We start from the raw sequence: 25,503 nt of genomic DNA on the forward strand, positions 1-25,503 counted from the left end.
TTTTAAGCTGATAAAAGGTAAGAAATTTTTCTCAATTATATCAGTAATAACGTTATGCTCAAAAGCAATCAAAGCATTATTACAAATTTTAGCGGCTGCGCAGCGACCGCATCATTTTAGAAAGCAGCGGGAACCGTCTTTTTCGCTGCAGACCAGGATCTGAGATTTTTTTGAGGAAGCCCGCAAAGGCAAGGTAAGCCTCCTGGTCCGGTATCAATTCCGTTTCCACATTGACTGCTGACTGTGCCAGCTCTACATCAAATATATTGCTTTCCGCGCAATGCGTACCACTTGCATCGTGCCCGATATTCCTGACCATGGATTTTCCCGGATAAAGCGTTAGTTTTCCGGCCAAGAATGCGGCAGCGTACCAGCGAATATCCCACTGATCATTGTCGCCGGCCGCCTGCTGCTCCAAAGCGGCCATATAAGGGTAAGACTGATCAAAATTGAACTCTGCTTTCAATTCCTCATCTGCAAACCGGTCCAGCAGTTTTTGGCCATCAAGTTCCATCAGGTCCCATCCCCGTTTCCAGGTTGCCCATCCCCAGCAATCCGCACCTTTCAAAAAAAACACCTCTTTTAACTCAGTTTCTACCGGATACCGGTAACCATGAACAGAAATTACCTGCTCTTCATTCTCATAAAAATCCAAAGCCTCGTTCATGTACTTCAGGAAGAAGGGAGAGGTCACAAGATCATCTTCGAGCACAATCGCCCGCCCTTTTTCATTGATCACTTCTGTCACGCCACCAATCACATTCTGATCTACGCCCAGGTTTGTTTCGCGTAACCTGATGTAAATATTACGGAAACCTTTAACCGACAGCAAGTAAGACCGCACCCGGCTCACGCTATCTACAGCATCCTGATTTTTCGCGGCATCGGCGTAGATGTAAAGATCACTTTCTTCAGCAAGTAAGTTTTCCTGAAGCGCTTCCAAAGTTTTCCGGGTATGGTCCAGGCGGTTATATACAAACAGAATAATCGGCGCGGTATGGGGCATGATAAAAGGGCTGATAGTTAGGTTGTTCAATAGCACGGCACAACCACACAAAGATATGTATTTGCAGAAATATATGCCCGGTCGGGAATCATTTTCGCTATCACACAACCATTGAGAATAATGCGACAAATGTCCCTTTGTGAAACTCCTTAAAATACTATATTTATCCTGCTACTATCTACCTATAAGCATGGATTTACTAACCGACACTCTCTTCAAAGCCCTGTTTGATACCCCAGTGCCCCGTGTTATTTTGAAAGCTGACGTACCTGATTTTACGATCCTGGACTATAACCGGTCGTACGAACTGGCTACACATACCATCGGAAAAAACATCAGGGGAAAGTCGTTATGGGAAATTTACGCTCCTGAACAGGCCGTAGGTGAAGGATCAACAGTATTGCCGGACGCACTAACCCGTGCAGTGATCAATCGGGAAACTGTATACATGCCACCTTTTCACTATGATATTCCTTCGGCCGTCCCGGGCGAAATGATCACCAGCTGGTGGGAACTGGAAATCGTCTATATCCCTGCAAAGGGTAATCAGGAGGCATGCCTGCTCACTACCACCTATAATATTACGGAAAGAATTATCAGTAAACAGTCACTGGACGAAGGACTTAACCGTGAACTGCAGATGGGCCGCGAGCTGGCGGTGATCAACGAAGAACTTTCCGCTTCCAATGAGGAACTCACCTCTGCAAATGAAGAAATCACCGTTTCCAACGAAGAACTTTCTGTGGCCAACGAAGAACTGGCAATGCTCAACGATGAACTGGGAATGATGAACGAGGAGCTGATGCACTCACAGCTGAACCTGCAGTCGCTTTATGCAGAGCTGGAGCAGCGTATAGACGACCGCACCCGGGAGCTCGCAGAAAGTGAGCAGCAGTTCAGGCAGCTTGCCGAATCGATTATCCAAATGGTCTGGATAACAGATGACAAAGGTATCCCTATCTATTACAACCGGCGCTGGCATGATTTCGCGGGACATCTGGACCCGGAACAGGGGGAGGCCGACTGGTACCGGGTTTTTCATCCTGATGATGCCGACAGGGTAAGGGCAGTATGGATGCGTTCGCTCGAAACAGGTGAGCCTTATGAACTGGAATATCGTCTTAGAAATCTCCGCGGGGAATATATCTGGATACTGGGCCGTGCTGCTCCGTACCGGGACAAGGACGGCAGGATTACGCGCTGGTTTGGGACCTGCACGGATATCAATGACCTCAAGCTGGCGGAACAAAGGAAGGACGACTTTATCAGCATCGCCAGTCATGAACTCAAAACACCGGTAACCAGCCTCAGGGCTTCACTGCAGCTGCTGAACAAGTATAAATACAATGAAGACGCAAAAAAGCTCATCCCGGCACTGGTAGATCAGGCCTGCAGAAGCTCCGACCGCGTAAGCCGGCTGATAGACGATCTGCTCAATGTAGGGAAACTCAATCAGGGACAGCTGCAGCTGAATAAGAAACGCTTTAAACTGTCTGATATCATTGACGAATGCTGCGGTTATGTACAACTGGCGGGAGAACACCAGATCATTACCAGCGGAAATACAACTTTAGAAGTTTATGCCGATGCCGGGCGGATTGATCAGGTCATGGTAAACCTGATCAATAATGCAGTAAAATATTCAGCTCCGGGAGAGGAGGTAAGGGTGACCATTGACCAGGAAGAACACGCTGTAAAAGTTTCAGTAACCGACAAAGGCCAGGGGATTCCCCCGGAGAAACTGCCCCATTTGTTCGACCGCTATTACAAGGTGGAGGCAGAGGGCGCAAAATATTCCGGTCTGGGCCTTGGTTTATATATCAGTGCAGAGATCATCAGGAAACATGATGGCGAAATTGGCGTTGAGAGCGAGCCCGGAAAAGGCAGTACATTTTGGTTCACCCTGCCTATTCAGAACTTTGATACCCCTCAACGTTTTAAGTAATTATTATTATACCATGAAAATGTTACATGTTTAAACTAACCATTAGGCAATCCTTACGTTAGTTTAGGTAATATTTGTCTATTTTGCTAACTAACTGGCACCAAATATGAACCGTATAGAAACTTATCAGAAATTATTTGAACATGCGCCTATTGCCACTGCAATCCTGTGTGGGGATAGCCTGACAGTAGACCTTGCCAATGATGCTATGCTGAAATTATGGGGCAGGGAACCTTCCGTTATCGGCCAGAAACTGCTTGATCTGATGCCCGAACTGGAAAGCCAGCCATACCCGAAGATTATCCGTGAAGTGCTTGAAACCGGTAGGTTCCATCACGAAACCGGCTCCAAGGTGATCATCAGCAAGGATGGAAAACCAGAAACAATTTATGTTGATTACAGTTATACCCGCATTGATGCCGAAGAGGGAGAACCGAATGCGCTGCTGATCCTGGCAAATGATATCTCTGAGCGTGAAATGGCAAAGAATGCGCTGGAAGAATCAGACCGTAACCTGCGTTCGCTGATCATGTCTGCCCCGGTGCCGATGTGCGTGTTCAAAGGAGAGGAGCTGAAAGCCGAGATCGTTAATGAAAGCATGCTGGATCTCTGGCAGGATAATAAATCCCTGAGGACAGATGCGCTTAAACATGTATTTCACAACGGGCTCACCTACACCGAAAATATTAACCATATCCTGTATAGTTATACTCCGCTCAGAGATGGTCTGGGCAAGACCTGTGGCGTAGTGCTCATTGGCAACCGACTGGACAACTAAAATTGATTATTGACATCATGATATCTTGATGTTTGCTTCAGCCTTTATTTCCTGAAAGGAACCCTCTTTGCCCAGGTCAGGCTCTGCAGTAACCAGTACGAGCAGGCTCAGGTAACCCATGGTTTGTGCCACAGGCCTGATCTGGTAAAGCTCAGCAACAGATCCTTTGGTAATACTGATCTCGTTAAACCTGGAGTTGTACTGCAGTTCCAAATCAAAGTAAGTAATAAGCAGCCCCAGTGCAATGCCTGCTATCGCGACGATCAGGTAGTGCCGGTACCAGCTTTTCCATTGATAAAGCCCGATTGCCAGGCAGCCATACCAATGAAAAACAGGGTCAATATATCCCGCCATGCCCCGCAGGATATCGATAAAATCTATTCTCTTTTTTGGTTCCGCCGGAATGGCTTTTGCTGACTGTATGGCCGACATGATATTGATCTAAGTTTCTGCTCAAATGTAAACCGCAGAAACTTCGGTCAAAATCACCATTAGTAGGGGTTAAGATCATGCTGCTGATGTAATCAAAAAAACTTCCTGAAATACGTGCTCACCACATTGCTCCCGAAAAACTGGCTGAAGATTTTAATGGCTGTAAGCGATTCAAAGGTATTGGCTGCATTCAATGCCTTAACTGTAGCCATTTGCGTCGCAAAATCCATAGGGATGATCTTCAGGATTCCCCGTCCCGCAATCTCCCCACTGGCATCTTTGCCCTCATACACGGTGATGTACAATACGGTGGTGTCTTTCCAGAGGTCAAACCCGGCATCGTTCTCCACGGATTTGTACCCGTAAAAGAAATAAGCTTTGCCGTCATAGCTGTTCAGCTGCATCTGGTACTTCATCTTTTTTAAGTCGGGCTCCGCCTCATCAATTACAAAAAGGTTAAACAAGCCATTGCTCACAGTAAGGGGCTGAGCAGATAATCCCGGGGCAATCACCGTTCCGGCCATATAGCCGCGGTGCGCCGGATCACTGCAAAAGGTATCGATGTCCTCCGACTGGATCGTCAGCGTAAACATAAAAGGCGAGCACTCTTTCTGTCCCAGCTCATAGGCCTTGGCGAAATCCCGCTTTTCAGTCTTGCTGAAAAAACCGCGCATGGTCTCCGTAAACTGTACCGATACCGCTGGTTCTGTACCTTTTGAAATCACCGCAGGGAAATCATAGGCAATTGTTTTGCCCAACCGGGCGATGATGAGCTTGCAGGCGCGTTCTGCCAGTGCAGAGATCGTCAGCAGCGGATTAGTGCCCAGCGGCCGCGGAATGATAGAGCCGTCCAGTACGTATAATCCCGGATGAGTCTCTGTGCCTGCATTTCCTTTGAACACATTGCCCATGTGATCTGTAACGCCCTGCGCAGCATCTTCTGCCATGCAGCAGCCGCCCAGGGGATGCACGGTGACCAGCCCATGGCGCATCATCTTGTTCCAGGTAAAGTTTTTAACGCTCGTGCCGCCCAGCGCAGTGGTAGCCTGATACATCGCATCGTTGGCGGTCTTGAAGATCGGCTGCTCGCCCACGCCCGGCCATTCGATATTGAGGCGGTTATTTTTCAGGCTCAGATGTCCCTGGCCATCATCGTGCGACATGATCAGGAAGGTCTGCATTTTATTGGTGGCACCACAATATGGCCCCTGGATCAGGCTGCTCGCTTCTTCCTTACATTCACTGAGCCAGTCAGAAAAACCGCCGTCGGTATCTACACCTACCGTGCCTGCCAGTGATAACATGCTCATGTTGATCACGGCCGCCATCGGGGCGGGGATACTGCCTTCCTCAAAAGTCATTCCGTCCTCCAGCCGGGGCTGATTGCGCATATCAATAATGCCTGTGATACATGGGCCAACCGGGCCAATCGGCTGGTATTGTGCTTCATTGCAGAGTTTACCTAAACCTATGCCATCGATCTTTTCGTTGCAGTTGTACGCAAATCCAAGTACATCCCCGTTTCCGGTAAAGCGGTTGCCAAGCGTATCGGATACTTCCAGTCCCTTCAAACGCGAGCGCATCAGGATCTCCGTGCTGCCCAGTGCACCTCCGGCAATCACCACATTGGCGGCCCTTACAATCAGCAGGGGTGCCTTAAATTTATCGCGCTCAGAATTGAACACATCGTAATATACCACCCAGTGATCCGCCATTCTTGCTACATGCTCCACATCGATATTGCAGAAGATCTCCGCACTATGGTTAACCGCATCGGGCAGGTAGTTCATGATCAGTGTATTTTTTGCAGAATGGTTGCAGCCCGTCACACAGTCCCCGCAGTTGATGCACTGCTGCTGTTCCACGCCAACATGGTTAATGCCGGATTCAAAGCTCACGTTGATATCCGCCAGATGGAAAGGCTGCTGCATATGACTGGCCGCCGTCCGCATGGCTTTGGTTTTGGCAAGCTCCGGGTAGCCATGCTGATTTTCGGGATAGGGAGAGGGCCTCAGCATTTCCCGCGCACGGTCGTAGCCCTCATTTAAGCTCTGCATATTGTTACGGATCGCTGCAGGCCAGGCCGCATCTTCAAAAACACGCTCTTCCGGGCGGATCGATACGTTGGCGTTCACCAGTGAAGTGCCGCCAAGTCCGCAGCCTTTAAATACCGATATGTTCTCGCTGAAATGAAAATCGTACAGCCCGTTCTTCCGTGCCTCATGCTGGTCGGCATTGATCTGCATTTCCTTTTCTGCTTCTGCAAGGGTATCCGGGTAATCCCCGGGCTGGAATTCTTTGCCACGTTCCAGCAGTGCAACTTTTAGCCCGGCGCGCGCAAAGCGGCTGGCGGCAATGCTTCCGCCATAGCCACTGCCGATCACGATCACATCGTATTCGGGCTGCAGCTGAGTGAATGGTTTTGATAGTCTTTTCATGTTGGTTAGGTTTAGGTTTTTAGCGTAGTTTAATTACGATCGGCTCTTCAATCAGATGATATGCGGGCTGCTTTCCAGTGATATTGTACTGTTTATCTTTTTCATCTGAGATGATGCACCATTTTTTCGTGACCTTTTTGATCCCGATCGGATAAATCGTAAGTGCATCTTCAGAGATGTGCATGCGCAGAAAATTCTTGTAGTCCTCGCAGATCAGCGATGATGAAGATTCATCAATATGGATACGGAAAATAAGGTCTGAAAGCAGCAGGTATGAGCCCATCAGCGAGCCGCCGGTGAGGGTGCCTCCAGAAAGAAGTGCTGCTGCCACAGCCGGGTCAAACCAGAAACCTGCAAAGCAGGGTATGGGCGGAATCAATTGTACAAAGATGTACAGCAGCAAAAAGATAGATAGGAACTGGAGACTGCCATGTAAAAATCCCCACCAGCAAATATATTTCCTGCCGGTTTTGGTATCGGCAAATACCGTGAAGCCCCAGATGATCAGTACCGACAGCAGCAGCACTGCAGGATTTTTTACCAGTTCGAGGCCCATAAACAGGCAATAGCTGTTAAAGTCCATCCCCCTGATATACGCTGTGAGGCTCAGTTGGCTCATCGGATCTGTATTGAAATGGCTGCACATCAGCCAGAAAAACAACAGGTAAACGCATCCGATCAGGAAAGAGAATTTGAAGTTATGTTTTGCAAAGGCAAAGTTGCCTGTCAGCAGCCCTCTCGATTGTTTGTCGTTAGGGAAAGAAGCTTTCATTTCTACAGGCCGGTTATTGAGCTTGCTGAGCTTCTTTGGCAGGTTGTGCGTTAGGTGCAGGAATGCACCGCCGCCTCCGGCACCAATGTAATGATAACTGAATTTTGCGGGCCCTTCTGCGGCAGTGCTTTCCGTCGCCTCCTCAGGCAGGCAGTAATGCGTATAATGGTGAAGGTCGCCCGTCAGCACTGCGGCCAGCCTGAAGCTCTTGTCCGGGCATATTGTCCCTTCCTTTGTGATGTAGGTATCGATAAAGAACTGAAGCCTATCATAGGAACTGTCTGCCGGGTACATTTCTTTATACACCCAGGAAGGTTCGGCAGTGCAGAGGATCACTTTGTCATCCTGTTTCATTTTGTCCCTGGCAATCTTCCTGAAGTAATCCTGCTGCGGCTTATCGATATCCTCATTCAGCTGGATATCGGTAGCCCATAACCAATAATTATTGGGCAGGGGAATGGCAAAGTAACTTCTCAGCTGATGAGTTTTCCAGTTGCCAATCCAGCGCTGCTGACAAAAAACTTTCATAAAATTGCCCAGCCCGTCATACCAGTCGTGGTTGCCCGGAATGGCATACATATCCGGGTGTCCGGGATCATTGTCCCTGGCCGGAAGGGCCGATTCAAAAGGGATCCTGAAGTTCGTATGGTATAGTTCGCTGGTAGGAGTCGGATAGATCTGGTCGCCACCCAGGACAAGGATTTTTGCACGGGGCAGGGCATAGGTTTTTCCTTTACATATAAAGCTGAGCTCATCCTGTGCAGCGATAGTGGCTACAGAATACGTAGCGTTAAAACCATCCCCGGTATCACTGATGAAGTCTACCCATATTTCTTTCTCTTCCAGGTATTTGCATGTCTGTTTCTCCCATGCATCTTCAGCTTCGGGATCATCCAGTGCAGCCTGCGTTTCGCGCCTGTCGGCATAGTTGCCAAACATTTTGGATACTACAGATTTGATGCCCGATTGTGCGAGCACTGAGGGATGAAACCAGTTCACCATTTTTGCCGGTTTAAAATCTGTTTTCATAGGCTTATTTTAGGATTTCGTTTAAAAGTCTGTACTTGCTCTGTTGTTTTTTCCACCAGCCGGTTTTGCTGTGCACATGCAGATAAAACGCATTTCTAATCCTGTTTGATGCAGCCTGATACAGCAGAAATCCCGGTTCAATAACGGTATCTGAAAGGGGACGAACAGTGACCAATGCAGTTTTAAATGCCAGGCCAAGAAGCAGATCGTTTGCACAGGGAATTTCGCTTTCGTAACACAGTACATAAACGACGCCCTGTACGATGAAATTAAAGCTTCCGGTAGCCTTTCCCTTCTTACTGATCTTTAACTTGTTATCATATCCTGATACCTGCCAGTCACGATTGAATCGAACAGAAGAGTATTGTTGCAGCATCAGTTGATCCGCGGCCGCGCCTTCGCATTCCCTGATGTAGAATGCCAGATAAATATCTAATGCACCATGCCGGCCAGCGATGCTTGCCCTGCCGCTAAACTGCTGGCGGAAATGAATATACGTTCCTGCAGCTTTCATCGCGGTACTGCCGGGGATATCTTCAAATGAAAACACCTCTCTGGCGGCCAGGTAGTTTTTGGTATCCGCGTATCCCATATTGATCAGGGTATCCGCATCAATTTTATGAAAGAAAAAATCCGGATCCAGCGGCAGCACAAATTCCGGTTTGATGATATGGATGTTCACCGGTTTCAGTCCTTGGGCCAGCCGTTCCGCGTTATGCCTGCGGATCAGCTCCAGCTCGGCAAATAATCCGCCGTTGGCGCTCATTTCAATCATATGCACATATTGCAGGAACGCACCATCCGCATATCCGGGCGTATTGCCGATGCACCACACCAGCCAGATCTCCTCTGCGCCCCGGTTAAGTGCTTCCAGCATATTGGCATCCCTGATCCATACGGCATCGGTGTACCAGTCGCTGTCAATTTGAATGGCCGGCATAAACACAGGAAGCGATACCCCCGCAACCAGATGATCTGCGGTCACTTCCTGGTGTCCTATTGCCTCCAGCGTTTTGCGCGAGAAGTTGCAGAGGTTAAATGTAGCCTCTAAATCGATATTGGCATTGATTTTTGTGATGTCGATACCCAGTGCCGGGAAAACCTTGTCCCTGATACCGCGGGCACTGGCCAGCGCAGGGAGAGACCGGGGCCGCAGGTATTTCACAAATGGCAGGGCAGCAGCAAAATCACTGAGCTTTAACTTTCTCCAGCGGCCGGCAATTTCTGCAGGGCTCAAACCGCTGGCCAGCATCGCAACACCAAAAATTCCCCCTGAGGTGCCGTCTGCATGTTTGTAGCTGATCCCTGCTTCTTCGAGTGCAATCAGCACCCCTGCATGATAGGCAAGGCGCATGCCCCCGCCGGCAAGCACGAGCGATCGCCTAAGAGATGTATTGCCGGCGGTCATATATATTGATTTTGGTATACAGGCTGATCAGCAGCAGTCCGGCAAACTCATAGATCATAAAAAACCACATGAGCGGGGAGGGATTGCCTTCCGCCCATACGGAGACCATACGGCTGGCTACACCTGCGCCCATGATGAACAGGAATAGCCTGTTGAAACGCGGATCGCTGAAGATATCTTTTTTAAAGACGATTGAGAAGATGCCGAAACCCAGTTCAATGGCACGCAGAAAACGGTACTGGCTCAGCAGATTGATCCTGCTGTAGTCACCCAGCATGTCGGCATCAAGCCTAAACAGCATTCGGAAATCCAGATTGGCATTGCCAAACGCTCCCCAGGCCCCGGCAACAACCACCAGCCCCACATAGGTATAGAAAAAGAAATTGCCCAGGAACTTCATGATCTTTTTCTGAGGTTATAGTAGTAAATAAACAGGATGCCGGACAGTAAATCGAAAGCCGCAACAGTTCCCGCAACAATAGAAAATACACCGTGAAGGATACCTGCCACCACAGCCAGGCAGGCGCCGAACTTCTGGAAGGACGACCATAAAATGGCCGCCTGATTACCCGCTGAACTGTACAGTGCATGGATCATCATCCCCCCAAAGATGGCCATAAAGAGCCCTAAGGTGGCAAAAAGATGTGCCAGCGGCAAACTGACCTGCGCTCCGATAAAGCGGAGCACAAATCCCGGCGCTACGATTTGCAGTAAGCCTGAAATGATCGTGGAAACGGAAATGATTAAGGTGGCAAAGCTGATATATTTCTTCATGAGAAATTGAATTTGTTTTGAGAATAGTAAATGATCATCGTAAGCCACTGCAGTGTCCAGGTGCTTACCCTGATGATGTTTAAGCGCATCCATCCCTGCAGTACATGATGGAGTTCTGTGGCATCAGTAATGCCGCTGGCCATCTTTTCGTTATATGGAAAGATATAGATCATGGTGAGCGCAGTGGCAGCGATAACTCCTGCCAGAACAATAATGGGATACCATTTTGCGGCCGTTTTCCATTGCTCTGCGATAAATAACAGGCAGCAGGCCATCATCACCGCAGTCATGTAAGTAAAAAAATGAGTGGCAGCTTTAACCTGCGGCACAAACTGCATATAGTACGTATCAGGATTCAGTTGCCCTGCAACCGGAAAGGAAAATAGCACCAGCGACCAGCCTGTGCCAAAATACATCGAGACACAGGCAAACAGAAGCGCTTTGTTGAGGCTGAAAAGGGTTTTCATAATTATTGGATTGAATTTGGTTAGGGCCTCAGATCTTATATTTTTGATAATCCGTAACGGAGGGGGCAGGCAGCCAGTCTTCGTTGAGGCCGAGGTTAAACACACTCTCTAAACCCTCAGGGCCCGGGCCTCCCGGAGGCCCGGGGTAAGTAACAAACCAGGATTCAAAATGATCGTCGAGAATCCCATGGATCTCCGGCATAAAGAGCGTGAAAAAGGGCTTGCCCTCAATCTCAAGTTCTTTTAAGTGTTTCGTCCGCGGATGATCACCGATATATAAGTTCCCTTTGGCTCTTTTCCCGAGCCTGATCCCGGCTTTACTATCAAAGTATACATAAGAAGCCATCAGCATATTCCTGAAATGACTGTAGTTCACTACGCCCGCTCTCAGCGGGAAATTGCTGCTGCGGGGTCTCTCAATTTCGATCCGGAACGCAAATTGCCCGTCTTTTTCGTATTGTGAAGACACCGTCTGCCCGCCAATGATAAAATCCAGGCTCGCTTTGTGCTTGGGCATGCCCCAGATCCCTTTGCCGCCTTTAACAGAAATCTCGGAGCTTACCGGCAGGTCCAGTATGAACTGTCCGGTGCGAAAGCTTTTCATAAACAGCGCGGGCAGCAGTGGCGGGGCCGGTTTTCGTCCCCTCGTGCAGGCGATAGCTAAACTGTACTCTATGTATTTGCCGATGGTAGTTTGGCGGTAGTCAATCACCGTAACCATAAAAATGGCTTTTCCGTTGATGTACTTCATCGGATGAAGTTCGCTGCCGGGCATCAGTGCGCGCGCCTTTTCATAGTCGCAAAAAAATCCTGCCATCAGCGCCGGCGAATGCTCTGCCGCTACAGGAAGTTTGAATGGAATGCCATCTACATTGGCATACTGGCCGGTATATCTTTTGATTCTTTTGGGTACAGACATGGTGTTAGTGGTTAAGTTCATGAATCATCGCAGGGAAGATATCCTCACAGGCATTTTTACCGAAAAAGATATCAAGGTGGCTGTAATCCGGATACAGATGCAGCTGGTGATAGCCCGGCTTAAGCCTGTTAAAATACCTCCACGACCTTTCCTGGCTTTCGGCTTTGAAACATTTGTTAAGGCGCCCTGCAAAAAATGCAATCCTGGCGTCGGTTTTCGGGAGGCCAGCCGTGTAGTTTTCTCTTCCATCGGCAGATACCAGTGCACCGCTGCTGATACATTTTTTGATATGATCAAAAAAGCTGAAAGGCACAAAACCAAACTCGCCCCTGATCCAGTTTTTGGTTTCATCGCTGAGGTTGTCCAGCTCCCATAATGCCGGAAAACCGCTGCCATAGGTGAAGCTCACAAATTTGCCTACATCGGTATCTTTCTCCCAGTGGGTCATTTTCACCATCCTGCTAAAGAGTTTTGCTTTAAAATCCGGTGCACGGTCGCCCCATTGGGGGTTAAGGTGCGTGCTCAGCCTTGCGGCAAGGGGCAGGATCAGGTCGAGCTTAAAGGAAGAGAAACCGGAAACTACGGGATGTAAGGATACCGCATTGGATACAATGGTCTTTACCCTTGGCACCAGGCCTTTCACTGCAGAGATCATAAAACTGGTAGATCCCTGACAATGGACAACGGCCTTAATGCTTTCTGCACCGGTAAGCCGGCATACCTCCTCCACGGCTGCGGGATGGTCGTTCAGCGCTACCTGATCAAGGTCCCAGTTGTTCGGTTTGCATTCCATGCTTCCCCGCCAGTTTTCGAGCCATACATCATAACCCGCTTCGGCCAGTGCATTTAGAAAATTCCTGCGGTTTGGCGGGTTAAAGATATTGCTCCTGACACCGGCGCCATGTACCAGCAGAACAGGGCCGCGCGTAACCGGGCCGGTTGATTTTAAGCGCCATAGATTACAGCTGAAACCATCGCGGGACAGAAAAGGATAAACATCGAAAGAGTGATTGTACATATAATATTAGTCGTGCCTGTATGCTAAAAGGAAACAGCAAATGATTTTATTTTTTATTCCCGTTTTATTAAAAATAAATAGGAAATTCGGAATAATATATAGTAGTTTTTTGTCATTTTATATCTCAGTTATTATCATACATATAGAATAATAAAGCACTGATAATCATGCTGAAATCGCTCTCAAAACGAAAAATAACATGGCTTCATTATCTGGATAAAATAAAGGATAACCCGGGCCAGGAAGAACCGCTGCAGCTTGCCGGTTTTAACGACTTCTTCAGGGCTAACCGGCTCGCTAATTCGTTTTTCAAATACTGCAGGCCCTTCGTTTACCTGCTGGATTACAGAAGGAGCGAATATATCAGGATGTCGGATAATTTTGCCGGATACCAGTCGGGCGCTTTTCTCAAAGGCGGCATCAGCCACATGCTGGATATTTATCACGCCGATCACTTCAAGCTGTTTGACCAGGAGATCTTCCCTGAAAGGCTCCGCATCCTGCAGGGCATACCCCTTAGCGAATATTCCCGCTACCTTTTTACCTATAACCTGTGCCTGCAAACCAGGAGCGGCCGGTATGAAAACTTCCTGCAGCGCAACTGTTTCCTGCCCGACGCAATGGGCAACCCCATCCTCAGCATGGGCATGCTTACTCCCCTGAACGATCACCGCATAGGCAGCAGGATTGTACAGACGGTAGACCGCATCTGCGTAAACGGGATGCTGGAACAAAGGCTGATCGACAGGGCCGTTTATTATCTCAACGAAGAAGATAAACTGTTCTCCAGGCGCGAGAAAGAGATCTTACTATGGATGGCCGATGGTTTGAGCAGCAAGATGATCGCCGGCAAACTGCACATCAGTGAGCATACTGTAAACAATCACCGGCGCAGCATGCAGGATAAAAGCAATATGCCCAATGCAATTGCCCTGGTAAGTTTCGCAATCAGAAAGGAAATTATATAAACAGGCGGGCGGCTTGGTCGCCATTAGCTGAAAAATGTACAGATGCAATAGTTACTTCTTGTCATTTTTATGTTCGGTAATTTCGTTATATTTATTTATAAATAACTGAAAATCAGGTATAAAACGCTCTCAATCAACGTGGTCAACTGGTTAAGTTATCTCGAATCAGAAGACTTTATGAAAAATGGTATCCATCAAATGCTGGAGATTTATTACCGTGATCATCTTCGGCTGGTAGTTCACAAAACTCTGTCTGGAACAGGGCCTGACGCATCTGGACTACTGGAACAGGATTGCAAAATGTTTTCCAGGCGCGAAAGGGAAGTGCTGCTCTGGATGGCAGAGGGGCTAAGCAGCAAAATGATTGCCGGTAAACTCAATATCAGTGAGCACACAGTGATCAACCACCGGCGGAGCATGCAGGAAAAGAGCCATAAACCAAACGCCACGGCACTGGTCAGTTTTGCAATCAGAAATGGTATTATCTGAATGTCCCGGGTTTTTGTCAAAAGTAATTTTCTAATTACTAGGAATATATACAATTCATGGCTATTTTAGACCCTGTAAATAACCTAACCGTCCAGTTCATTGCGCCCTCTACTATCTTTTGTTTATAAGCACTTAAAGTTTTTCGAGGAATTATTAAATTCCCTTTCTGTTGCCCTGCTGCTGCTTGCAGCGATGTACTGCTGGTCTAATCTCCCCCTGAATTTTATCATGGAAGAGACGCTGACAAAGGCAACCGTAAAAGTAACCGACTTTTTTAACAGGCAGGATGAACAGCCTTACGGGATGAAGGATGTGATGTTTATTGACGTATCGCGCAGCAGTGCGATTGTGACAGATCAGCTGGGCACACATGTGATGGCCGACCGTGAAAAGCTGGATACGCTGTTCCGGCTGCTCCATCAGCATAAAAATCCGGAACAGATCATTGTGTGCGACCTCTACTTTGATGTCACGGCCAGCAAGGACTGGCAGCTGCAGACATCGATGGCTGGCCTCCCCAATTTGCTTTCTACTGTAAAAACAGACTGGTTTGGGGAAATTACCCCGAATGTGCTGCGTGCCGGCACAAGCGGAACAACAGGTTTTAAGCCCTTGCATACGCCTTTCATGATCTTTTCCAATTCGATGTTCAAGTTTCATTTTACAGATGACCACTGTGTAAAAACGATTCCGGTACTGATGTACGAAAGGCTCAACAATATCCACGCTGCCTGTCTGGGCGATGCCCTTAAACTGGGCGACGACTGGTTTTTCAATACGATCCTGATCAATGAAGAACTGGGACGCGGAATTCCAAAGGCAGTTTATGAAGACCAGGTGATACCTATCCAGTCAGTGCTCAATGGGGCAGGGGCAAAAAATAGCGAGCTGCTTTCCCAGCTGCAGCAGAAGAAGTTTATTATGATAGGTGATTATGAGGCCGATTTGCAGCATACCACGTTTGGTGACAAGCCCCGCACCATGATCCTGTTTGATATCTTTTTGTCGCTGCAGCAAAAGGAAAATATGATCAGTACGGGATGGCTGATCATGACACTTACCTTTCTCACGCTGCTTATCTATAACCGGTTCTATCATTTCAATGTTTTTAGAAAGTATTCCCTCTGGCTGGATGAGCACACCACCGTTCTGGGCTTTAAGGCGCTTCCGGCAATAGACTGGCTGCTCTTTTACCTGCTGATCCTTTGCTCGGGCATCTTTTTTCATGTATACATGGAAGCTATTGCAGGGCTCTTGTTTTTGGGCTTCATCGCCTGGGCACGCATCTACGCCAAAGCACGTTATGTAAAGCTGCTGCAGTTCAAAAGAAGCGGCCGCAGATGGAGTGCCAGGGCATTGTTTGCCTTTGTTTTCACCAAGCCGGGATTCAAAAGCGGCAAAGCCTGACACCGGGCTGAAACAAATTGTAACTGATCTTGTTATTCACCACAATCTAAAAACATATGGCCGCTAAAGAATATCCTTTTTACATCAAAAGCACAGTCGTGCTGTTTGGCCTGATCCTCTTAACCTATACCCTGAGCAACCTCAGGGATATCCTTACCCCGATGGCTTTTGCACTGATCATAGCGATCCTGCTTAATCCGCTGGTAAACAGGTTTCAGAAAAGGAAACTGCCAAAGATCGCTGCCATTGTACTGGCCATGTTCATTGCACTGGTGCTCATTCTGGGCGTCATTTATTTTCTGTCTACCCAGATCGCCCAGTTTGGCGAAAGCCTGCCCATGCTCACAAAAAAATTCAACCAGCTGCTGCTGATGTTACAGCACTGGCTGGAAACTGATTTTGGGGTGAGCATCCAGAAACAGGTACAGCTGATCAATGAAGCGGTAAGCAGCAGCAAGGCAATGGTAGGGCATACCCTCGGCACAGCCCTGGGCATCATGGGCGTGGTTTTTCTGATCCCGGTATACGTATTTCTGATCCTCTGGTACAAAACCAAGGTGCTGCAGTTTCTGTACGAAGTATTTGCAGAGGAGAATTCGGAAAAAGTGGCCGATGTGCTTAGCGAAACCAAGCTTGCCATCCAGAGTTATATGGTAGGGCTCCTGATTGAAGCGGGGATTGTGGCCGTAATGAACTCTGCTGCACTGCTGCTCCTGGGCGTGAAATATGGTATCCTGTTTGGCGTAATCGGCGCCATCTTAAACATGATCCCCTACATCGGCGGAATTATCGCCATTCTGCTGCCGGTGCTGATGGCTACCGTCACCAAAGATGGCTACACCACTCAGCTGCTCATCATCGGTGCTTACGCCGTCATCCAGTTTATCGACAATAATTTCCTTGTGCCCAATATCGTCTCTTCCAAAGTTAAGATCAATGCACTGGTCTCCATCCTGATCGTGCTGCTGGGCGGTGCGCTCTGGGGCGTATCGGGGATGTTCCTTTCTATTCCCTTTATCGCAATTATCAAAATCATTTTTGACAGGATCGACGACCTTAAACCATGGGGCAAACTACTGGGCGACGAGGTTTCCTATGAAGAGCAGAAGAAGCGCCCTTTTTGGAAGAAACAGAGAAAAGATTCTGTGGCGGAAAAAATTGTTAAATCCTAGTAGATACGGCTATGGAATATCAATTGCAGGGATCTGATGGGCAGGACAGGAGCGAGGCTCTGGTTCAGCTGAAGGATTCTGCTTTTTGGATCACTCTTGTTTTAGAAAAAGCAAACAAATCAAGAATATTCGTTGTTATCGATTATATATAAACAATATTTCCAGATTGCCGGTCTTTTAACGCTAGCATTCAGTAAGTTCTAAGCACATTATCTATATCTTTCCGGAACATATCTGGCTTCTTTCAGAACTAAACCTGTCATATCTGTGGGTTAAAAAGATGTAAAAGAGAGCAGGCTTTTTGTGTTGGCATTTTCCTTGTAATTATTTGATGGTAAAACACACAATTAGAAATCTCGTCTGCTTACACTTTTTTATTAAAACCTCGCTGCTCTTATGATTTCAAAGGTTAGAAAGATCCCGATACTGCGATATGCGATCATAGTTTGTTTAATAGTAGTTTTGTTTATCAGTGCTTTTTACCTCTATCTCTATTACCGTAGGGCAGAAAGCGTACGTTATAATGTACACCAGATGATCCTGGCCCGTGAAAGCGCCGCAATGATCGACAACTGCCTGATCAGCCTCTACAGCGCCGATAACAACAGCAGGCTTTACGGCCTCACCTCGGATACCAAATATTTTAACCAGTTTTCTGCTGATATCAATTTTGTAAACAAGATGATCGGCCAGTTAAACCTCAAGAATCAGCCTGCATCTTCCAAACGTGGTTTTCAGCATCTGATCAATGAAAAGACCGTCAAAACCGAGAGTTATACAAAACTTAAACTGATGTCTGACAGTCTGCTGAATTCGACCGGCAAGATCAGCACAATTATCGAACAGGCAGCCGCCACACCGGTGAAGGTTCCGGTAGTACGTAAATACATCAGTGAAGTTAAAATTGATACCATTAAACCGCAGGTCAAGCCGCTTCGTAAAAAAAGGTTCTTCGGACGGGTATTCGATGCTTTCTCTGCCAGAAAATCTGACGAGCTGATGCAGCATCAGCAGGAACTGCAGAAAGCACCAACGGTAATAGAAAAACGAATCGCCACAAGGGTAGAGAGCCGGACAATTATTCCAAAGGAAGCCCTGGTATCGCGCAAACGTTTCCAGGAGATTTACCAGACAAACCATCGTCTGCGCGACTCAGAGCAGGAAATCCTTAAAATTAATACCAACCTGATTGCGCAGATCATTGCAAGTCTCAAGGAATACAAATCCGCAGAGCAGCATTACATTGCCAGTGGCAAAGCCGAACTGAATGACAGCCTGCAGGATGTGGTCTTCAAATTCAAAAGCCTTTCTGGTTTGATTTTTATCTTTCTGATCACAATGGTGATCGTCATTTTATATAATATCTGGAAGATCTTCAGGAACGAGGAGGAAATCATCAGCTATAGTTTAGATGCCGAGCAGTATGCCCTTTCCAAAAGTGCTTTCCTGGCCAGCATGAGCCACGAGATCCGTACGCCCCTCAACTCCGTGATTGGCTTTTCTGAACAGCTGAGCCAGAGCCGGCTGGATGAAACACAGAAGGAGCAGCTGGAGGCGATCAGCAGTTCATCGCGGCTGCTGCTTGACGTAGTGAACGAAATCCTCGATTTCTCCAAATTCGAGACCGGCAAGATGAGCTTTGATAATGCGCCTTTTGTTCCCCACGATTCGCTGGAGGAAGTGTTCAACAGTTTGCGCCTGCAGGCCGAGCACAAGGGCATCCGGATGGAAAAGGAACTGAACCTGGATGAGGATATTTGTCTGAAAGGGGATGCCTTCAGGTTAAAGCAGGTGGTGATCAACCTGATGAGCAACGCCATTAAATTTACTACAGAAGGGAAAGTTGTGCTCAGGGCCTCCATTACTGAAGGGGAAAAAGAACTCAGGATCCTGCACGTAGCGGTACAGGACAGTGGGCTGGGGATCAGCAAAGAGAATATACCGCTGATCTTTGGAGAGTTTGCACAGATTGTTTCTGCACAGCAAAAGGCTTCCCAGAAAGGTACCGGCCTCGGACTGGCCATATCCAAAAAAATTGTAGAACTGCAGGGAGGCTCTATCAGCGTCAGCAGCGAGCCGGGCAAAGGTTCGGTTTTTACTTTCCACCTCCCTATGGAAAGGGCAGAGATGATTGCCTGCAGGAAAAAGAAACCAGCAGGCGACCTTGTTGCTCCTGATACGCTTAGCGGTAAACATATCCTCGTGGCCGAAGACAACAAGCTGAATGTACTGCTGCTCACCACCATTCTCAAAAAATGGAATATTACTTTTGATGTTGCCGAAGATGGTGTACAGGCCTTTGAACTCTTTGAAGCGCATTACTATGACCTGGTGCTCACTGATATTGAAATGCCTGAGCTGGGCGGGGTAGAACTTGCAGGGATGATCAGGAAATACCAGGATATCGGCAAATCGTATATACCCATACTGGCGCTGACCGCAAATGCACTGAAAGAAGACCGTGATCATTATATCAGCGCAGGAATGAACGGCGTGATCCTGAAACCATTTTCCGAACAAAACCTGCTGGATACCATCAATGAGGCGCTGAAAGATCCGATGCTGCTTGATGAAAGAGTGTAGCCCGCACCTGAGCAAACGTATCTGTTTTTGCCCGCGTTAAGGGGATTGTTTTTCCCGCGAACTGCCGGATAATTTCATAAAACTTTTTAGCCCTTTTTGCGCTTTTATAGGAAAATCATTCCTTATGAGCTTATCAAAATATGTTGCCAAGCGCGATTTCACGAAAACTGCAGAACCTAAGGCCGGAAAAAGCAAGGACAAAAACAAGTTGTTGTTTGTGATCCAAAAGCACGATGCTTCGCGGCTGCACTATGATTTCAGACTGGAAATGGATGGAGTGCTCAAAAGCTGGGCTGTGCCCAAAGGCCCTTCTACAGATCCAAAGACGAAACGCCTGGCAATGATGGTTGAAGACCATCCCTTTGATTACCGCAACTTTGAAGGCACCATTCCCAAAGGCGAGTATGGCGGAGGAACAGTGATCGTCTGGGATGAAGGTACCTATGAGCCCATTGAAGAGATCAAGGGAAAAAAGGCTCAGGAAAAGCATTTGCTCAAACAGCTGGAATCCGGCTCAGTAAAGATCAAACTACATGGCCACAAGCTTGAAGGTGAGTTTGCACTGGTAAAAACCCATGGCATGGGCGACAATGCATGGCTGCTGATCAAGCACAATGATGATTTTGCTTCTGCTAAGGATATTACCAAAAAGGATGAATCTGTCTTATCAGGGAAGACGATAGAAGCTGTAGAACAAACCAGCGATGCGGTCTGGAAAGATGGGCATAAGCAGCATATCAAAAGTAAGCCTGCGGGAAAGGGAAGCACAAAAACTGCTGCAGAAGGAAGCAAAAAAACTGCTGCAGAAGGAAACACAAAAACCGCTGCAGAAGAAAGCGCAAAAACCGCTGCAGAAGGTAAAGCGAAAACCGCCGTAAAGGGAAAAGCAAAAAAAAGCAAATCTTCCAAAGATAATAAACAGGACGACGCAGAGCCGGATCCTTCGGAACCAGTCGATTCTGCTGCTGTACTTAAAAAAATAAAAAAATCCAGTATACCAACAGGCATGAAGCCGATGCTGGCAACACTCGTGAGCGAGCCTTTTGATGATCCCGGCTGGACGTATGAAGTAAAGTGGGACGGTTACCGCGCGCTGGGCTTTGTGAACAAGGGAGACGTGGAACTGCTGTCACGCAACAACAAAAGCTTCAATGAGAAATTTTACCCGATCTATGACCTCCTGAAAAAATGGAAGATCAATGCGGTGCTGGACGGGGAAATCCTGGTGCTCAATGATAAGGGTGTCTCCAACTTTGGAAGCTTACAAAACTGGCGCAGCGAGGCGGACGGAGATCTGGTATATTATGTATTCGACCTCCTCTGGTATGACGGCAAAAGCCTGATGGAGCTGCCACTGTATCAGCGACAGGCCATCCTGCAGGATATACTGCCTGTAGATGACGACAGGATCAGGCTGAGCAAGATATTTAAGGCAAGCGGGACAGGTTTCTTTGCTGCCGCCCAAAAAATGGGACTGGAGGGCATCATTGCCAAAAAGTCTGACAGTCTGTACCTTTCTGATTACCGCTCCAAAGAATGGCTCAAAGTGAAAGTGCATAAACGGCAGGAGGTGGTCATCGCCGGCTTCACGAAAAACCAGGATACTTCCAAACAGTTCAGCTCACTCCTGCTGGGCGTGTATGAAGATGGGGCACTGCAATATGTTGGCAAAGTAGGAACAGGCTTTTCAGATCAGGTGCAAAGAGAGATGATTGCCCAATTTAAGCCATTGATCACCGATAAAAGCCCTTTTGATTCGCTGCCTGATATTAACAAACCATCCCGCTTCCGTCCTAACCCGCCAAAGGCAAAGGCAACATGGCTTAAGCCCAGGCTGGTCTGCGAGGTGGCTTACGCCGAAATCACCACTGACGGTGTGTTTCGCCATCCCTCGTTCCAGGGCATGCGGATCGATAAGAGCGCCAAAGAGGTTGTCCGCGAAACAGCAGCCCCAACGGTGGAAGTAATCGCAGAGGTAGAGGCCGGGCTTCAGGATACTGTGAAAAACGATAATCATCCTAATGATATGGTTAAACCTGCAAAAGATAAAGGCAAAAGAACATTGCTGAACCCCAAAGACGAAACCCAGGTCAGAAAGCTGAAAGGGCATGAGCTCAAGTTTACTCACCTCAGCAAAATTTACTGGCCGGAAGACAAGGTCTCCAAACGCGATCTGTTCAATTACTATTACCAGATCGCGGAATACATGATCCCTTATATCAAAGACCGCCCGATGTCGCTCAACCGTTTTCCCAATGGCATAAACGGCCCAAGCTTTTACCAGAAAGACGTCAAAGGCAAAGCACCCGACTGGGTAAAAACTTTTCCATATACCAATGGTGAAGGCGAACATAAAGAATATCTGGTAGGGACTGACGAGGCCAGCCTGCTCTGGATGGCTTCACTGGGCTGTATCGAGATGAACCCCTGGTTTAGCCGCGTACAATCCGAAGACAATCCTGATTACTGCGTGATTGATCTTGATCCCGACAAAAATACCTTTGATCAGGTGATTCAGGCAGCGCTGGAAGTGAAAAAAGTACTCGACGCGCTGGATGTGCCCTGCTGCTGTAAAACCTCGGGATCAACCGGGATCCATATCTATATCCCAATGGGGGCTAAGTACAGCTATGAGCAGTCGCAGTTGTTTGCCAGGCTGATTGTAAACCTGGTGCATGAACAGCTGCCTGATTTTACCACACTGGAAAGAACAATTGCAGACCGGCATGGAAAGATGTACCTGGACTTCCTGCAAAACCGGCCGGGGGCCACGATTGCGGGCCCTTATTCCCTACGGCCAAAACCTGGCGCAACGGTTTCAATGCCGCTGCACTGGGATGAGGTAAAGCCCGGGTTAAAGATGAGCGATTTTACAATATTTAATGCTGTAGAGCGTGTAAGGGCAGAAGGGGACCTGTTTAAAGGTGTTCTTGGAAAAGGGATTGACCTGGAGAAGACGATCACGAAGTCTAAAACAATTTTTGGTTAATCAAAAATGTCTGATCTGTATGGCTAAAAAAGCACCATACAGATCAGACATCTTCAGCGGCCTGTCTAGTAGGTAGGCTCATCGTAAATTTTTCTTTCGGCGATGAAATCATCTTTAATGCGTTTGGCATCTTCAGCCCATTTAGGCGCATTTTCTTTCAGATCATCAACTATAGATCTTCCGTTCACATCTTTTTTGGTTACATACTTAATTACACCGTAAACTGCGGCACCAAGTATTGCTGTTTTTAATAATCCCATGATAATATCTTTTTGTGGTTTTAAAACATAACACGACAGGAGCTAAAATGTTCAGTTTATTATTTTAACTTTTTTACCACCATGTTAAAGTCGAGGCCAAACAGCGGTATTTTCTTCCATTTTCCATCTGCAAACTCATAAGATCCGCCATTCAAGACCCCGATCGCAAACCGGGCACTGGCATCTTTAACGGTTTCTGTCCACTCAATGCTTACCAGCAGATCTTTCTTCACCTGGATGTGATATTTTTCAAGATCTACATTTACGCGGGTCTTGCCTTTGGGGATACTGCCCGTAATATCCTGTTTAACAAAGTTTTCGCCAGAAAGTATTCCGTTAAACTCGTACACATTCACCTTAAACTTAAGATCTTCAGCGGCTGAGTTTTCTACGCCAAAGTCCAGCTTCAGCAGTTCCACAGGTTTATTGCCCGCTTTCATTTTAATGCCCAGCTGATTGCCTTTAATTACAGCGTGAGTACTGTTTGACGAACCATGGCGTGGCTTGTTGCCAATCACTTTGGTTTTATCCTGAGCTTTCAGCAAAGCTCCGCTGAATAAAAAAAATAAAGTCATGCACAGCGTGATTTTCATACCTGGTTGAATTTTGATCATGTGATAAAGATAAATTTGTCTGGTAATAAAGATGACGATTAAAAACTTAAAATGGTTGCAGGGCCAGAATGATTATCTGTAATTAATTTAAGCAGCTATGATCACGAAATAACGCCGTATCATCGTTTAATAGCGAAATATCGTAAATGTAAACCCTGTGTCATGTATATAATGTGTTGATATACAGTATTTAAAACCATTGGCATAAAACTTGTCTTTTTGCATGAAAATCAGGAAAGATATGAATGCCCTCATCATTGCACAGGAAATAAGCGAAAGCCGCAATCAGGAAACCATGCGCGGCACTGAAAACCATATTTTTATCAGGGACACAAATGTAATAAGGCGTTTAAAGCTGGATGACATTCTTTTTGCAGAGGCCATGGGCGATTATGTGAAATTGCATACGCAGGAGAAACTGTACGCCATCCACACCAAACTTAAAACTGTGGAAGAGCGACTGCCTTCCTGCAGCTTTCTGAGGATCCACCGCTCCTATATTGTTGCGCTCAATAAGATTGATACCTTCCAGGGCGGCAGCCTTCAGATTGGCAGCAGGTTCCTTCCTGTGAGCGATACCTATAAAAAGATTCTGAATGTGCGCATGAACATACTCTGAAGCGACAGACTGGAATTATATAAAAAGAGCTCAGAATTATATAATCGCCGGAGCAGCTGAATTGTTATTTTTGTTTATCATTAAAAATAAAAGCATATGATAAAAACGATAATATTAGCTGTTGCCCTGATCGTATCGGTAGGCACAGTATCAGGTTTTGCGCAGGACAACCAGAAACAGGCATTGCTGGCATCCTACTATGATATCAAAAATGCCCTCGTCAATTCTGATGCGCCAGGCGCTGCCGGTAAAGCAGGGGAGTTCCTCAAAGAAATTTCTTCAGCAGACGCAAAAACTTTCTCAGGAGCAGAAGCCACAGCATTTAAAACGTACCAGGATAAGCTGGGCTACGATGCCCGCCATATCTCCGAAAGTAAGGATATTGCCCATCAGCGTGAACATTTTGCCAGTTTCTCCCTCAATTTCTTCAAGCTTGCCAAAGCCGTTAAGCTGTCTGCACAGCCTATTTATTATGATTACTGTCCGATGAAAAAAACCTACTGGTTATCTGCCGCAAAGGAAATCAAAAACCCTTACTACGGTAAACAAATGTTAACCTGCGGATCTGTTTCGGAAACGATTGACTAATCATCACCACTTAAGCTGAAAAAGAGCCTGCTGCCTGCCCCTGAAAATTCAGAACATTTTGAGGACAATCAGCGGGTTCTTTTTTTTTATTCGTCAGGGTTGTGCAATATCGAAGATAAAATGTCATTTACTGAACACCATTCATTATGTTTGCAGTGTATATATTTGTAATACGTACAACTGCACCGATAATAATGGGAATATCTGAAAGAAAAGAACGGGAAAAAATTGACAAGAAGCAACTGATCAGGTCTGCTGCCATGAAGATGTTCCTCGAAGACGGATATGCGAAGACCTCTATACGCAATATCGCAGATGCGATCGAATACAGCCCGGGCACAATTTACCTTTATTACAAAGACAAGGATGAATTGCTGTATGAGGTACAGCGCGACGCATATGGCAAACTGCTGGAAGAGTTTAAGGCCAAAGCTAAACATAAAGACCCTGTAAAAAGGCTGATGCAGATTGGAAAAACCTACGTTGCATTCGGGCTTGCCAACCCTGAACTGTACGACCTCATGTTTATCATCCGCGCGCCCACAAACGTTGATGAGGAACTTCATAAGGACAATGGGGGCGACTCTTATTTTTATCTGCTGGACTGCCTGCAGGAATGCATCGAAAAAGACCTGCTGAAGGTGACCGACCTAAACCTATGCGCATTGCAAACCTGGTCGGTAGCCCATGGCCTGGTTTCTCTGAACCTGCGCTGCCGCTTAAAGATGATGGTAGAAGAGAAAGATATGCCCAAAGTTTTAAATGACGCTATTGAATCTTATGTAAAACTATTGATAAAATAGTTTTTTTTTGTAATATTAATGAACA

At 47.0% G+C, this 25,503-nt stretch carries 23 protein-coding genes; 11 read left to right on the plus strand and 12 right to left on the minus strand.

The genetic code is table 11. The features are described 5' to 3' along the window. Nucleotides 1–88 precede the first annotated feature (88 nt). On the minus strand, nt 89–1,006 hold the full coding sequence (locus tag FN831_RS08980; RefSeq protein WP_142528141.1) for a glycosyltransferase family 2 protein: 918 nt from the start codon (nt 1,004–1,006) through the stop codon (nt 89–91). A 190-nt stretch (nt 1,007–1,196) separates the two neighbouring features. Here FN831_RS08980 and FN831_RS08985 point away from each other — a divergent pair, with 190 nt between their 5' ends. Further along, nucleotides 1,197–2,951, plus strand: coding sequence for a sensor histidine kinase (locus FN831_RS08985; protein ID WP_142527889.1), 1,755 nt, complete (start codon nt 1,197–1,199; stop codon nt 2,949–2,951). 106 nt (nt 2,952–3,057) lie between these two features. Beyond that, nucleotides 3,058–3,729, plus strand: coding sequence for a PAS domain-containing protein (locus tag FN831_RS08990; RefSeq protein ID WP_142527890.1), 672 nt, complete (start codon nt 3,058–3,060; stop codon nt 3,727–3,729). A gap of 15 nt (nt 3,730–3,744) precedes the next feature. On the opposite strand, the gene FN831_RS08995 is transcribed toward FN831_RS08990, so the two are convergent. From FN831_RS08995 to FN831_RS09035, 9 genes are all read right to left on the minus strand, one after another. Then, nucleotides 3,745–4,161, minus strand: coding sequence for a hypothetical protein (locus tag FN831_RS08995; protein ID WP_142527891.1), 417 nt, complete (start codon nt 4,159–4,161; stop codon nt 3,745–3,747). A gap of 92 nt (nt 4,162–4,253) precedes the next feature. Beyond that, nucleotides 4,254–6,599, minus strand: coding sequence for a GMC family oxidoreductase N-terminal domain-containing protein (locus FN831_RS09000; protein WP_142527892.1), 2,346 nt, complete (start codon nt 6,597–6,599; stop codon nt 4,254–4,256). A gap of 19 nt (nt 6,600–6,618) precedes the next feature. After that, nucleotides 6,619–8,400: a metallophosphoesterase gene (locus FN831_RS09005; protein WP_142527893.1), complete on the minus strand. Its 1,782-nt coding sequence runs from the start codon at nt 8,398–8,400 to the stop codon at nt 6,619–6,621. 4 nt (nt 8,401–8,404) lie between these two features. Next, nucleotides 8,405–9,808, minus strand: a complete 1,404-nt coding sequence (locus FN831_RS09010) for a patatin-like phospholipase family protein (protein WP_142527894.1) — start codon at nt 9,806–9,808, stop codon at nt 8,405–8,407. Then, nucleotides 9,783–10,208 (minus strand): DUF4345 family protein, encoded by a 426-nt coding sequence (locus FN831_RS09015; protein ID WP_142527895.1) that lies wholly within the window; start codon nt 10,206–10,208, stop codon nt 9,783–9,785. The genes FN831_RS09010 and FN831_RS09015 overlap by 26 nt, the downstream gene beginning before the upstream one ends. Further along, the gene (locus tag FN831_RS09020; protein ID WP_142527896.1) at nt 10,205–10,582 is read right to left on the minus strand and encodes a patatin; all 378 of its coding nucleotides are present in this window, start codon (nt 10,580–10,582) and stop codon (nt 10,205–10,207) included. The genes FN831_RS09015 and FN831_RS09020 overlap by 4 nt, the downstream gene beginning before the upstream one ends. Next, nucleotides 10,579–11,049, minus strand: coding sequence for an anthrone oxygenase family protein (locus tag FN831_RS09025; protein ID WP_142527897.1), 471 nt, complete (start codon nt 11,047–11,049; stop codon nt 10,579–10,581). Before FN831_RS09025 ends, FN831_RS09020 begins: the two co-directional genes overlap by 4 nt. 28 nt (nt 11,050–11,077) lie before the next feature. Further along, nucleotides 11,078–11,968 (minus strand): acetoacetate decarboxylase family protein, encoded by an 891-nt coding sequence (locus FN831_RS09030; RefSeq protein ID WP_142527898.1) that lies wholly within the window; start codon nt 11,966–11,968, stop codon nt 11,078–11,080. 4 nt (nt 11,969–11,972) lie between these two features. Further along, on the minus strand, nt 11,973–12,986 hold the full coding sequence (locus tag FN831_RS09035; protein WP_142527899.1) for an alpha/beta fold hydrolase: 1,014 nt from the start codon (nt 12,984–12,986) through the stop codon (nt 11,973–11,975). Nucleotides 12,987–13,153: 167 nt separating this feature from the next. On the opposite strand from FN831_RS09035, the gene FN831_RS09040 reads away from it, so the two are divergent. The 6 genes from FN831_RS09040 (at nt 13,154) to ligD (ending at nt 22,594) form a co-directional block, all read left to right on the plus strand. Further along, complete coding sequence (locus FN831_RS09040) at nt 13,154–13,954, plus strand: helix-turn-helix transcriptional regulator (protein WP_142527900.1); 801 nt, start codon at nt 13,154–13,156, stop codon at nt 13,952–13,954. A gap of 138 nt (nt 13,955–14,092) precedes the next feature. Continuing rightward, complete coding sequence (locus tag FN831_RS09045; protein WP_246101436.1) at nt 14,093–14,443, plus strand: response regulator transcription factor; 351 nt, start codon at nt 14,093–14,095, stop codon at nt 14,441–14,443. A gap of 99 nt (nt 14,444–14,542) precedes the next feature. Next, nucleotides 14,543–15,850 (plus strand): hypothetical protein, encoded by a 1,308-nt coding sequence (locus FN831_RS09050; protein WP_142527901.1) that lies wholly within the window; start codon nt 14,543–14,545, stop codon nt 15,848–15,850. Between the two features lie 56 nt (nt 15,851–15,906). Further along, entirely contained in the window at nt 15,907–17,022 is a 1,116-nt protein-coding gene (locus FN831_RS09055) for an AI-2E family transporter (protein ID WP_142527902.1), read from the plus strand. A 396-nt stretch (nt 17,023–17,418) separates the two neighbouring features. Then, nucleotides 17,419–19,605 (plus strand): ATP-binding protein, encoded by a 2,187-nt coding sequence (locus tag FN831_RS09060; RefSeq protein ID WP_142527903.1) that lies wholly within the window; start codon nt 17,419–17,421, stop codon nt 19,603–19,605. 124 nt (nt 19,606–19,729) lie between these two features. Next, nucleotides 19,730–22,594 carry a DNA ligase D gene (gene ligD / locus FN831_RS09065; RefSeq protein ID WP_142527904.1) on the plus strand — a complete coding sequence of 955 codons (2,865 nt, stop codon included), beginning with the start codon at nt 19,730–19,732 and terminating at the stop codon, nt 22,592–22,594. A gap of 65 nt (nt 22,595–22,659) precedes the next feature. Here the strand turns inward: ligD and FN831_RS09070 are convergent, their stop codons facing one another. Both FN831_RS09070 and FN831_RS09075 read right to left on the minus strand, forming a co-directional pair. Beyond that, on the minus strand, nt 22,660–22,854 hold the full coding sequence (locus FN831_RS09070) for a YtxH domain-containing protein (protein ID WP_142527905.1): 195 nt from the start codon (nt 22,852–22,854) through the stop codon (nt 22,660–22,662). A gap of 59 nt (nt 22,855–22,913) precedes the next feature. Continuing rightward, nucleotides 22,914–23,468: a hypothetical protein gene (locus FN831_RS09075; protein ID WP_221931316.1), complete on the minus strand. Its 555-nt coding sequence runs from the start codon at nt 23,466–23,468 to the stop codon at nt 22,914–22,916. A gap of 223 nt (nt 23,469–23,691) precedes the next feature. Between FN831_RS09075 and FN831_RS09080 the strand changes: the two genes are divergently transcribed. The 3 genes from FN831_RS09080 (at nt 23,692) to FN831_RS09090 (ending at nt 25,478) form a co-directional block, all read left to right on the plus strand. Further along, a complete protein-coding gene (locus FN831_RS09080) occupies nt 23,692–24,087 on the plus strand; it encodes a LytR/AlgR family response regulator transcription factor (protein ID WP_142527907.1) in 396 nt (131 codons plus the stop codon). Nucleotides 24,088–24,183: 96 nt separating this feature from the next. Beyond that, nucleotides 24,184–24,675 carry a DUF3347 domain-containing protein gene (locus FN831_RS09085; protein WP_142527908.1) on the plus strand — a complete coding sequence of 164 codons (492 nt, stop codon included), beginning with the start codon at nt 24,184–24,186 and terminating at the stop codon, nt 24,673–24,675. Nucleotides 24,676–24,869: 194 nt separating this feature from the next. Then, entirely contained in the window at nt 24,870–25,478 is a 609-nt protein-coding gene (locus FN831_RS09090) for a TetR/AcrR family transcriptional regulator (protein WP_142527909.1), read from the plus strand. Nucleotides 25,479–25,503: the final 25 nt, after the last annotated feature.

Origin of the sequence: Pedobacter westerhofensis, assembly GCF_900182595.1 — a bacterium.
In the GTDB taxonomy this organism is placed as follows: domain Bacteria; phylum Bacteroidota; class Bacteroidia; order Sphingobacteriales; family Sphingobacteriaceae; genus Pedobacter; species Pedobacter westerhofensis.